This is a genomic window from Kitasatospora sp. MBT63, from assembly GCF_000710465.2.
GTDB lineage: Bacteria > Actinomycetota > Actinomycetes > Streptomycetales > Streptomycetaceae > Kitasatospora.
On record NZ_JAIZ01000472.1, the window covers coordinates 1 to 11,192 of the forward strand.

The 11,192-nt window shown below is 74.4% G+C and carries 11 protein-coding genes and 1 pseudogene; 5 read left to right on the plus strand and 7 right to left on the minus strand.

The features are described from left to right. From AA75_RS25725 to AA75_RS25735, 3 genes and pseudogenes are all read left to right on the plus strand, one after another. A pseudogene (locus AA75_RS25725) lies at positions 1–331 on the plus strand (cobalamin biosynthesis protein CobG); the annotation flags it as partial. Further along, on the plus strand, positions 328–954 hold the full coding sequence (locus tag AA75_RS25730; RefSeq protein ID WP_033822630.1) for a precorrin-8X methylmutase: 627 nt from the start codon (positions 328–330) through the stop codon (positions 952–954). The pseudogene AA75_RS25725 and the gene AA75_RS25730, both read left to right, overlap by 4 nt. Continuing rightward, entirely contained in the window at positions 951–2,456 is a 1,506-nt protein-coding gene (locus AA75_RS25735; protein ID WP_033822631.1) for a precorrin-2 C(20)-methyltransferase, read from the plus strand. Before AA75_RS25730 ends, AA75_RS25735 begins: the two co-directional genes overlap by 4 nt. A gap of 132 nt (positions 2,457–2,588) precedes the next feature. Here the strand turns inward: AA75_RS25735 and AA75_RS25740 are convergent, their stop codons facing one another. The 3 genes from AA75_RS25740 to AA75_RS25750 form a co-directional block, all read right to left on the minus strand. Next, complete coding sequence (locus tag AA75_RS25740; RefSeq protein WP_033822632.1) at positions 2,589–3,041, minus strand: VOC family protein; 453 nt, start codon at positions 3,039–3,041, stop codon at positions 2,589–2,591. A 116-nt stretch (positions 3,042–3,157) separates the two neighbouring features. Next, entirely contained in the window at positions 3,158–3,952 is a 795-nt protein-coding gene (locus AA75_RS25745; RefSeq protein WP_033822633.1) for a hypothetical protein, read from the minus strand. A gap of 90 nt (positions 3,953–4,042) precedes the next feature. Next, positions 4,043–5,086: a LysR family transcriptional regulator gene (locus AA75_RS25750; RefSeq protein WP_233289193.1), complete on the minus strand. Its 1,044-nt coding sequence runs from the start codon at positions 5,084–5,086 to the stop codon at positions 4,043–4,045. 232 nt (positions 5,087–5,318) lie between these two features. On the opposite strand from AA75_RS25750, the gene snpA reads away from it, so the two are divergent. Both snpA and AA75_RS25760 read left to right on the plus strand, forming a co-directional pair. Continuing rightward, entirely contained in the window at positions 5,319–5,966 is a 648-nt protein-coding gene (snpA, locus tag AA75_RS25755; protein ID WP_199520413.1) for a snapalysin, read from the plus strand. 74 nt (positions 5,967–6,040) lie between these two features. Next, positions 6,041–6,925 (plus strand): S41 family peptidase, encoded by an 885-nt coding sequence (locus tag AA75_RS25760; protein ID WP_033822634.1) that lies wholly within the window; start codon positions 6,041–6,043, stop codon positions 6,923–6,925. A gap of 51 nt (positions 6,926–6,976) precedes the next feature. On the opposite strand, the gene AA75_RS25765 is transcribed toward AA75_RS25760, so the two are convergent. From AA75_RS25765 to AA75_RS25780, 4 genes are all read right to left on the minus strand, one after another. Continuing rightward, positions 6,977–7,867, minus strand: coding sequence for a hypothetical protein (locus AA75_RS25765; protein ID WP_033822635.1), 891 nt, complete (start codon positions 7,865–7,867; stop codon positions 6,977–6,979). A gap of 96 nt (positions 7,868–7,963) precedes the next feature. Next, positions 7,964–8,755 (minus strand): cobalt-precorrin-6A reductase, encoded by a 792-nt coding sequence (locus tag AA75_RS25770; RefSeq protein WP_033822636.1) that lies wholly within the window; start codon positions 8,753–8,755, stop codon positions 7,964–7,966. Beyond that, on the minus strand, positions 8,755–9,513 hold the full coding sequence (gene cobM, locus AA75_RS25775; RefSeq protein WP_033822637.1) for a precorrin-4 C(11)-methyltransferase: 759 nt from the start codon (positions 9,511–9,513) through the stop codon (positions 8,755–8,757). The genes AA75_RS25770 and cobM overlap by 1 nt, the downstream gene beginning before the upstream one ends. Then, on the minus strand, positions 9,510–10,793 hold the full coding sequence (locus tag AA75_RS25780; protein ID WP_033822638.1) for a bifunctional cobalt-precorrin-7 (C(5))-methyltransferase/cobalt-precorrin-6B (C(15))-methyltransferase: 1,284 nt from the start codon (positions 10,791–10,793) through the stop codon (positions 9,510–9,512). The genes cobM and AA75_RS25780 overlap by 4 nt, the downstream gene beginning before the upstream one ends. Positions 10,794–11,192: the final 399 nt, after the last annotated feature.

The following is an 11,192-nucleotide window of genomic DNA, read 5'->3' on the forward strand; positions in this document are numbered from 1 at the left end:
CGGCTGGCTGCCCCGGCTGGCCGCGGCCGGACTGCGCACCGAACCGGGCTCGCCCTGGGAGCGGGCCAGCGCGTGCACCGGAACGCCCGGCTGCGCGAAGTCGCTGGCCGACGTGCGCGCCGACGCGGCGGCGGCCCTGGACGCGGCGGAGCAGCCGGGGGTGCCGGTGCACTGGTCCGGCTGCGGGCGGCGCTGCGGACACCCGGGCGGAACCTGGGTGGACGTGCTCGCCACGGGGCAGGGCTACCGGGTGACCCGGGGCGAGGCCTCGGTGGAAGTGACGACGCAAGAGATGGCCGAGGCGGTCGCCGAGGCCCGGAGGATGACGTGATCGAGTACGAGAAGGACGGCGCCGAGATCTACCGGCAGTCCTTTGCCACCATCCGGGCCGAGGCCGACCTGGCCGGCCTGCCCGCCGACGTGGCCCAGGTCGCGGTGCGGATGATCCACGCCTGCGGCATGACCGACCTGGTCGAGGACCTGGTGTACTCGCCGGGCGTGGTGGCCCGCGCCCGCGAGGCGCTGCGCGCCGGGGCGCCGATCCTGTGCGACGTGAACATGGTGGCCAGCGGGGTCACCCGCAAGCGGCTGCCGGCCGGCAACGAGGTGATCTGCACACTGGCCGACCCCGCGGTGCCGGAGCTGGCCGCGAAGCTGGGCAACACCCGCAGCGCCGCCGCGATGGAGCTGTGGCTGCCGCACCTGGAGGGCGCGGTGGTCGCCGTCGGCAACGCGCCGACGTCGCTGTTCCGGCTGCTGGAGATGGTGGCCGCCGGTGCCCCGCGGCCGGCCGCGGTGATCGGTGTCCCGGTCGGTTTCATCGGCGCCGCCGAGTCCAAGCAGGCCCTGGCCGAGCACCCGGTGGGCCTGGAGCACCTGGTGGTGCGCGGCCGTCGCGGCGGCAGCGCGATGGCCGCCGCCGCCATCAACGCGATTGCGAGCGAAGTGGAATGACGGAGCGTCAGACAGGCCGCCTGTACGGTGTCGGGCTCGGCCCCGGCGACCCGGAGCTGGTCACCGTCAAGGCCGCCGCGCTGATCGGCAAGGCCGACGTGGTGGCGTACCACAGCGCCCGGCACGGCCGCTCGATCGCCCGCTCGATCGCCGAGCCCTACCTGACGGCCGGGCAGATCGAGGAGAAGCTGGTCTACCCGCTGACCGTGGAGAGCACCGACCACCCCGGCGGCTACCGCGGTGCGCTGGACGAGTTCTACGAGCAGGCCGCCGCCCGGCTGGCCGCCCACCTGGACGCCGGCCGCGACGTGGTGGTGCTCGCCGAGGGCGATCCGCTGTTCTACGGCTCGTACCAGCACATGCACAAGCGCCTCGCCGACCGCTACCCGACCGAGGTGGTGCCCGGCGTGACCTCGGTGAGCGCCGCCGCGGCCCGGCTGGGCCGGCCGCTGGTGGAGGCCGAGGAGACGCTGACGATCATCCCGGGCACCCTGCCCGAGGAGGAGCTGACGGCCCGGCTGGCCGCCGCCGACTCCGCCGTGGTGATGAAGCTCGGCCGCACCTTCCCGGCGGTGCGCCGGGCCCTGGAGCGGGCCGGGCGGCTCGACGACGCGCAGTACGTCGAGCGGGCCACCATGCCCGGTGAGCGCACCGGGCCGCTGGCCGAGGTGGACCCGGAGTCGGTGCCGTACTTCTCGGTCGCCGTGCTGCCCAGCCGGATCGACCGGGCGGCGGCCGAACGGCCCGCCGGCCAGGGCGAGGTGGTGGTGGTCGGCACCGGACCGGCCGGGCCGCTCTGGCTCACCCCCGAGGCGCGCGGTGTGCTGGCGGGCGCCACCGACCTGGTCGGCTACACCACGTACCTGGACCGGGTGCCGGTGCGGCCCGGCCAGCAGCGGCACGGCTCCGACAACAAGGTGGAGGCCGAGCGGGCCGAGTTCGCGCTCGACCTGGCGCGGCGCGGCCGGACGGTGGCCGTGGTCTCCTCCGGCGATCCGGGGGTGTTCGCGATGGCCACCGCCGTCCTGGAGGCCGCGTGCGCCGAGCCGTACCGCTCGGTGCCGGTGCGGATCGTCCCCGGGATGACGGCAGCGCACGCCGCCGCCTCCCGGGCGGGCGCGCCGCTCGGCCACGACTACGCGGTGGTGTCGCTCTCCGACCGGCTCAAGCCCTGGGAAGTGGTCGCCCGGCGGCTGGCCGCGGCAGCCGCCGCCGACCTGGTGCTCGCCCTGTACAACCCGGGTTCGAAGAGCCGTACGACGCAGGTCGGCCTGGCCCGTGACCTGCTGCTGGAGCACCGCGCGCCGGACACCCCGGTGGTGCTGGCCCGTGACGTGGGCGGTCCGACCGAGCGGGTGCGGACGGTGCGGCTGGCGGACCTCGACCCGGCGGAGGTCGACATGCGGACCCTCCTGCTGATCGGCTCCTCGCAGACCCGGGCCGTCGCGCGCGACAACGGCACCGAGGTGGTCTGGACCCCGCGCCGCTACCCGCCGGCCTGACCGGCCTGACCGGCCCGACCGGCCCGACCGGCCTGACCGGCCCGACCGGCCGGGCGCAGCCGTGCCGGAGCCCCGGGCCGCCGATCCTGCGATCGGTGACCCGGGGCTCCGCGCGGTCCGGTGCGGTCCGTCTCAGGCGGCGCAGAACTCGTTGCCCTCGGGGTCCTGCATGATCCACCAGTGTCCGGCCGGCCCCTGGTCGTGCTCGCGGACCCGGGTCGCGCCCAGCGCCTCCAGCCGGGTCACCAGCTCGTCGAGCCGGCCGCGCTCGCCGTGGATGTCGATGTGCAGCCGGTTCTTGACGGTCTTGGGCTCGGGCACGTCCTGGAACAGCAGCCGGCGGCCCCTGCCGATGCCGCTCACCTCGTCGTACGGGTCGTCGGGGTGGCGGATCGCGGCGTAGCCGCGGAAGATCCGGTGGCCGTTGTGCTCGGTGACCGCGTCCTCGGGCAGCTGCCCGGCGGCCAGCAGGCGTTCGATCAGCGCGCTCGGGTCCTCGACCCGGTACCCGAGGGCGGCGGCCCAGAAGTCCGCGAGCGCGGGGGCGTCGGCGGTGTCGATGACCAGTTTCCAGTCCAGAGTCATGCCACCGGTCTAGGGGCTACCGGGCCGCGCCCGCAACCCGGGGCGCGCGGGCGGGCGGGCGCGGGTCGGGTTGCGGGTCTGGGTTGCGGGCCCGGGTCGCGGGCGCGGCCGGGGGCTCAGTGCCAGTCGGCGGCGTGCAGCTGCTCCAGGTGCCAGTCCGGGAAGAGTACGAACACCGAGACCAGGCGCGGCTTGAGCTCGGGGTTGAGGTCCTGCACGATCTTGGCGGTGAGGCTGCTGCAGAGCGCGGCACGGTTGAAGTTGAGCGCCGCGCCGTTGTAGAGGCACGGGTTGTCGCAGGCGTCCAGGAAGACCGCGACCTGCTTGGTGGGGTAGGCGGCCAGCTTGCCGGTGACGCCGGCGTAGAGGCTGTTCACCAGGTCCGTGGTGGTCTTGGTGCCACCGACCTTGAGGGTGTCGGCGACCTCGGTGCACAGGTCGTAGAACTCCGCGGCGTCCACGCCCGGGTTGGCCGGACACTTGCCGCGGACCGCGAAGTCGGGCTTGAGCGCGATGTCGTCGAACGGCCAGGGCAGGAACTCGGTGTGGCCGTGCTCCCAGAGCGCCTTGGCGGCGATGTACTCCAGCGCGGCGGTGTAGCTCGGCAGCGGGAAGGCGCTCGGCAGCCGGAAGCCGCCGTTCTGCGCCGTCGCGGGCGGCACATTGGCGATCTTCGCCGGGTCGACCAGCGCGTCGTTCATCCCGATCAGCAGGGTCTTGGCGTCGCGCGGCGTGTCGTGCGGGTCCAGCAGGCAGGTCACGAAGGTGTCGGCCAGGCCGGCCAACGGCGGGTGGATCGTCAGGGCCTTCTTGAACAGGGAGTTCGACGGCCCGAGGGCGCCGTTGTCCTTGCGGATGGACGGGATCTCGGCCTGCCACTCACCGGGCCACTGCGGGACGGCAGTCGTCATCTGCACCAGCTCATCTCTGCGGTCGACGGGTACGGGCGCACCACGCGTCGGCACCCCCGGTAACGAGGCTCGCCGAGATCTGACGGAGCGTCAATCGCTGTTTGTGCGTAGCCGTTCGGCGCCACCCGTCCGTGCAGGCAGGTGGCCCCGGTCGGGTGGGCTCCCCGCCGCGCCGAGCAGGTGCGGGAGGGAGCGGTTGTGCCGTAGCAGCCAGGCCAGGTAGGTGGGGTTGGCCCGGGCGAGGTCGAGGTAGGCGGTGCGCAGGTCGGTGTAGAGGGCGTCCAGGGTGGGGGTGGTGAGGGTGTCGGTACGCCAGGTGAGCAGGAGGCGGACGCCGAGCGGGTCGCCGTGCAGGGGGCGGACCACGGTGCCGGGGACGGGGACGGAGGTGGGCTGGCAGGGGCGGACGGCCTCGCCGGAGGCGACCAGTTCGGCGGCGGTGGCGTTGTCGCGGACCTGGAGGACGCGGGGGTCGAGCCCGGCGGCGGAGAAGGCCCGCCGCATGGCGGCGTACTCGTGGTCGGCCGTCGGATCGACCATCCAGGTGTCCTCGGCCAGGTCGGCCAGCCGTACCACAGGCTGGGTGGCGGCCGGGTGACGGACCGACATCGCGAGGAACTGCGGCTCGCGGTCGAGCAGGACGCGGTGTTCGGTACCGGCCGGGATCCTGAGCGGGAAGCCCTCGCTCTCGTGCACGAAGGCGGTGTCCAGCTGCTCGGTGGCGATCATGCGCAGCAGGGCGATGGCGGAGATGTCGACGTGGATGGTGGTGTCGGTGTCGGGTAACCGGTCGTGGACCTTGCGCAGCCAGGCCGGTACGGCGCGGCTGCCGACGCTGCCGATCCGCAGCTTGAGCTGCTCGGCGCCGACCGCCTCCTGGCGGGCGGCGGCGACCAGGGTGGCCATCTCGCCGATGATGGGCCGGGCCCGGGAGAGCACCGAGTGACCGAGCGCCGTGGGGTGACTGCCGGTCTGCTGACGGGTGAACAGGGCGCCGCCGATGGTGCGTTCGATGCGGTGCAGCTGGGTGGAGAGGGCGGGTTGGGTCATACCGAGCTGCAGTGCCGCCTTGCGCACGCTGCCGGTGTCCGCGATGGCGCACAGCACGCGCAGGTGTCTCACGTCGAGCTCCACAGCCGGAGCATAACCAGATGGCCAACTCTTTGCCAGGGCCATGTCATGGAGTGCAATCCCGGGTGACGCCCGGTGACAGCTCGTGACATGCGGGGATATTCCCGCGCGTTATCACCGGACTGACATCGTGCGTCGGCTCGCAGGGCTGAACGAAGCTCTCTGCTATCACCACTTCACCGGTGCTCCGCGGCGCCCCCAACCGCCGTGGAACTCGCGAACGGAGTTCCCCCACATGAAGCGTTCCGTCCTGTCGCTGACCGCTGCCGTCGGCCTCGCGCTCGCCGCCGGCCTGGCCGCCACGCCCGCCACCGCCGCGACCTCCGACACGGCTCCCCAGCAGGGCTACGTCGCATCCTCGTACACCGGCTCGGCCGAGGAGGCGGCCAACAACCAGGCGTTCTACCAGGCGGTGATGAAGTCGGCGCTGGCCAAGAAGGCCGCCAACCCCTTCCTCCAGACCGTCACCGTGACCTACGACGCCAGCAGCGCGCCGACCTTCCGCAGCCAGATAGCCAGCAGCGCCTCGATCTGGAACGGCTCGGTGCGCAACGTGCAGCTGCGCAGCGGCTCCAACGCCGACTTCCGCTACTACGAGGGCAACGACTCGCGCGGCTCGTACGCCAGCACCGACGGCCACGGCCGCGGGTACGTCTTCCTCGACTACGCGCAGAACCGGCAGTACTACTCGGTCCGCGTGGTCGCGCACGAGACCGGCCACGTGCTCGGCCTGCCGGACCACTATTCCGGCCCGTGCAGCGAGCTGATGTCCGGTGGCGGCCCGGGCACCTCGTGCACCAACGCGTACCCGAACTCCGCGGAGAAGAACCGGGTCAACTCGCTCTGGGTGAACGGCCTGACGGCGGCCGTCGCGGCCGGCTGACCGGTCGTCCTGCTGAACCCGGCCCCGAAAACGGCTACCGCCGGGGCCGGGTCCTCGCACTACCATCCGGTTCCATGACCACCCATCACGCCATACTCGAGGACGCGCTCACCCGGATCACCGCGGGCTACGTGTTCCCCGACCGCGCCGCCGAGGCCGACGCCGAGATCCGCCGCCGCCTCGCCGCCGGCGAGTACGAGGGACTCGCCGTCCCCGACCTGTGCACCGCCGTCACCGGCCACCTGCAGCAGGTCTGCCCCGACAAACACCTCCGGCTGGTGTGGCGCGAGGAGCCGCAGCCGCTGGAGGAGGACGAGGACGCGGACGCCGCCTTCTCGGCACTCTGCCGCTCCGAGAACCAGGGCGTGCGCCGGGTCGAGCGGCTGGACGGCAACATCGGCTACCTGGACCTGCGGCTGATCGCCACCCCGGCCGACGGCGCCGAGATGTTCGCCGCCGCGATGCGGCTGGTGGCCGGCACCGAGGCGCTCGTCATCGACCTGCGCCACAACCGCGGCGGCTCGCCGGAGGGCGTCGCCCTGTGGTGCAGCTACTTCTTCGCCGACGGCGAGGTGCACCTGAACGACGTCTACGAGCGGACCTCCGGGCGCACCCGGCAGTTCTGGACCTCCGGCCACCTTCCGGCGCCGCGCTACCTGGACCGGCCGGTGCGGGTGCTGACCAGTGCGAGCACCTTCTCCGGCGGCGAGGAGCTCGCCTACAACCTGAAGGTGCAGCAGCGGGCCACCCTGATCGGCGAGACCACCAGGGGCGGCGCACACCCCACCGAGTGGTACCCGCTCACCCCGCACGTCACCGTGACCGTGCCGACCTCCCGTTCGATCAACCCGGTCACCGGCACCAACTGGGAGGGCGTCGGTGTCGTTCCGGACGTGGCCGTCCCGGCGGAGCTGGCACTGGAGACGGCGCTGGAGGGGCTGGCGGGGGAGTTGGCCTGACGTTCAGTGGATGACAGACATTGAAATCTGTCATCTGTAATCTGCTATCTGTCATCCGACATCCGGCTCTTGGTGTCCGACGTCTGATGCCGGCCCGGCGGACACCCGTTCGGCGTCGCCGAAGCGGGCCAGCATCAGCACGCCCGCCACGGCGACCACGAATCCCGCCACCGCCGCCGGGACGGCTCCCGTCCGGGTGCGGTCCCCGAGCACCAGCACCCCGACGGCGGCCGGCCCGACGGTCTCGGTGATCACCATGGCCGCCGTCGCCGCGGTCACCGAGCCCTTCTCGACGGCCGCCGTCAGGGCCACGAACCCGCCGATCCCGCCGATCGCGACCGCGTACGCCGACGGCTCGGTGAACAGGCTCCCGACGTCGAGCGAGGGCAGCACCCGCACCGCGACCCCCACCAGTCCGAACTCCAGCCCGGCCACCAGCCCGAGCACGGTGGCCCGGGAGCCCGCCGGGAGGCGGCTCGCCGCCCAGGCCGCGCCCAGCAGGCCGACCGTCGCCACCAGCGTGACGACCCGCAGCGTCAGGTCGCCCTTCCCGCTGCCCTCGCGCCCGGCGGTGACGGCGAGCACGGCCAGTCCGGCGCAGACCGCGAGCACCGCCGTCCACTCGATCCGCCGCAGCCGGACCTGGAGGAGAGCTGCCGCGCCGACGGCCGTCACGGCCAGCGCGGAGGAGAGCATCGCCTCGACGACGTACAGCGGGAGCCGCTCCAAGGCGACCAGTTCCGCGACGAAGCTGAGCACGTCAAGCACCACACCCGCGAGGAACGGCCACTGCCGGACCGCGCCCACCAGCGCCGCGGCCCCGGCGCCGGAGGCGGCCGCATCCCGCCCACGGGCGGCCCGGCGGGTGCCGAGTGCCTCCAGCACCGTCGCCAGACCGGCGAGGAGTGCGGCGACCAGCGCCCAGATCACCCCGACTGACATGGTCCAGAGGCTATGGCCTGTGCGGCCGATCCCGGCGGACCAGCGTGGCCGCCGCGGCGGCTCGCGGTCCGGCCCGGCCCAGCGGCCCGGCCGGGCTCAGCGGTCGGCGGCGAGCCAGGCGACGGCGGACGGGACGTCCGCGACCGTCGGGACGCCGGCCGGCGGCTCGGGGCGGCGGACCACCACCACGGGCAGGCCCAGTTCACGGGCTGCGGTCAGCTTGGGCGCGGTGGCGGCGCCACCGCTGTCCTTGGTGACCAGGACGTCGATCCGGTGGGCGCGCAGGACGGCCCGTTCGCCGTCCAGGGTGAACGGGCCGCGGTCGAGCAGGATCTCGGTGTGCGGCGGCAGCGGCGGCTCGGGGGCGTCCACCGAGCGGGCCAGGAAGAAGAGACCGGTCAGATGGGCGAAGGCCGCCAGGCTCTGCCGGCCGGTGGTCAGCATGATCCGGCGCCCGAGCCCGGGCAGCGCGTCGGCGGCCTCGGCCGGTGACCCGACCGGGTGCCAGTGGTCCCCGGCCACCGGTTCGAAGCCCGGCCGGCGCAGCGCCAGCAGTGGCACCCCGGTCCGGGCGGCGGCCTCGGCCGCGTTGCGGCTGATCCCTTCGGCGAACGGGTGGGTGGCGTCGACCACCGCGTCCACCCGGTGCTCCCGCAGCCAGGCGGCCAGCCCGGCCGGGCCGCCGAAGCCGCCGATCCGTACCTCCCCGGCGGGCAGCCGCGGCTGCGCCACCCGGCCCGCCAGCGAACTCGTCACCCGCAGACCCGGGTCGGCTGTCCCCCGGGCCGCTGACCCGGCCGCCGACTCGGTCGCCGACCCGGCCACCAGCTCGGCCGCGAGCTGCCGGGCCTCGGTGGTCCCGCCGAGGATCAGGAGGTGGCGGGGCATCAGGCGCAGGGCTCGTGCGGACGTTCCCGCTCGGCCGAGTAGAGGTGGCTGTCCCGGAACTGCTCGGCGCCCAGCGTGCGCCCGACCAGGATGACGGCGGTCCGCAGCACCCCGGCCTCCTTCACCTGGCCGGCGATGTCGCCGAGGGTGCCGCGCAGCACCAGCTCGTCGGGGCGGCTGGCCATCGCCACCACGGCGGCCGGGCAGTCGGCGCCGTAGTGCGGCAGCAGCTCCTCGACCACGCTCTCCACGTACCGGGTCGCCAGGTGCAGCACCAGCAGGGCGCCGCTGCGGCCGAGGGTGGCCAGGTCCTCGCCCTCGGGCATCGGGGTGGCCTGCCGGGCGACCCTGGTGAGGATCACGGTCTGGCCGACCGTCGGGACCGTCAACTCCCGCTTCAGCGCAGCCGCCGCGGCCGCGAAGGCGGGTACCCCGGGCACCACCTCGTACGGGATGCCGGCCGCGTCCAGGCGGCGCATCTGCTCGGCCACCGCGCTGAACACCGAGGGGTCGCCGGAGTGCAACCGGGCCACGTCCTGGCCGCGTCCGTGGGCCGCGGTCATCTCGGCGACGATCTGGTCCAGGTTGAGCTGCGCGGTGTCGACCAGCCGGGCGTCCGGCGGGCACTCGGCCAGCAGCTCGCGCGGCACCAGGCTGCCCGCGTACAGGCACACCCCGCAGGCCGCCAGGGTGCGCTGGCCGCGCACGGTGATCAGGTCGGCGGCGCCGGGGCCGGCCCCGATGAAGTAGACGGTCACTGCTGCTCTCCCTGCTCCGAAGCGTTCTCGTCCCCGGCCGGCGGCTTGACCACCGACCACTGGGTGACCGGCATCGCCTGCCGCCAGCCGGTGAAGCCGCCCACCGGCACCGCGTGTGCCACCGCGAGCCGCAGCAGCTCACCGCCGTGCCGCCGGTACCACTGGGTGAGCAGTGCCTCCGACTCCAGAGTCACGGTGTTGGCGACCAGCCGTCCGCCCGCCGGGAGCGCGGCCCAGCAGGCCTCCAGCAGCCCGGGTGCGGTCAGGCCGCCGCCGATGAACACGGCGTCCGGGGCGGGCAGGCCGGCCAGCGCGGCGGGCGCGGGCCCGGTCACCACCTGGAGGCGGGGCACGCCGAGGGCGGCGGCGTTACGGGTGATCCGTTCCGCCCGTGCCGGGTCGCGTTCCACGCTGACGGCGCGGCAGCTGCGGTGGGCGCGCAGCCACTCGATGCCGATCGAGCCGGAGCCGCCGCCGATGTCCCAGAGCAGTTCGCCGGGCGCGGGGGCGAGCGAGGCGAGGGTGGCCGCGCGGACGTGCCGCTTGGTCAGCTGGCCGTCGCTCTTGTACGCGGCGTCCGGCCGCCCGGGCACCAGCTGGGCGCGGAGCGTGCCGGGTTCGGCCGTGCAGTCGACGGCGATGACGTTGAGGGGGTCGCCGGGCGGGTGCGGCCAGTGCGCGGCGGTGCCCTCCAGCTGCCGTTCGGCGGGGGAGCCCAGCTGCTCCAGGACGCGCAGCCGGCTCGGCCCGTAGCCGCGTTCGGTGAGCAGCGCGGCGACCTGGGCGGGGGTCCGGGCCCCGGCGCTGAGCACCAGGACGGTGCGGCCGGGGTAGAGGGCGGCGGTGAGCGAGTCCAGTGGGCGGCCGACCAGGGTGACCACGTCGGTGTCCTCGACGGGCAGGCCGAGGCGGGCGCAGGCGTGGCTGACGGAGGAGGGGTGCGGCAGCACCCGCAGCGCGTCCGGTCCGGCGAGTTCGGCCAGGGTGCGGCCGATGCCGTAGAACATCGGGTCGCCGCTGGCGAGGACGGCCAGGCGGCGGCCGCGGTGGGCGGCCAGCAGCCCGGGGACGGCGGGGCGCAGCGGCGACGGCCAGGGGAGCCGTTCGGCGGTGATCCCGGCGGGCAGCAGGTCGAGTTGGCGCGGGCCGCCGATCACCACCTCGGCGTCCTCGAGCGCCCGCCGTGACCCTTCGGCCAGGCCCGGCCAGCCGTCGGCCCCGATCCCGACCACGGTGATCGCCGGGACCGGAACGGAAGCGCTGGTCGAAGCGCTGGCCAAGGGGGACTCCTCGCAGGTCGGACGGGCTGGCAGGCAGCCTACCGGGGCCCGCGGACCGGCGGGCCCGGGTACGGCGTGACGCTGCTCTCGCGGTGGACGGGGCGGGCAGCCGCCGGGGCCGGGCGGGCCGGTGGGCCGGCCCCGCGGCGGCCTCGCCGTCGCGGCGAACGGTGTTCCGTTGGTGATCCGTTGGTGGCCCGCAGGAAGCTTCGACCAGGCCGCCGAACAGGGCGGCCGGATCGCCGGCGGGCTGTCGTCCGGTCGGTGCGGATCGTGAGAGGAGCGGACGATGACGAAGCCGACGGGGATGTCCGGGCGGGTGGCGCGGGCAGGCGGCGGGGTGTCGAGGGACTCGATCTGGACCTGACCGTGCCTCGGCGCCGCGCAGGGGACGGGGGT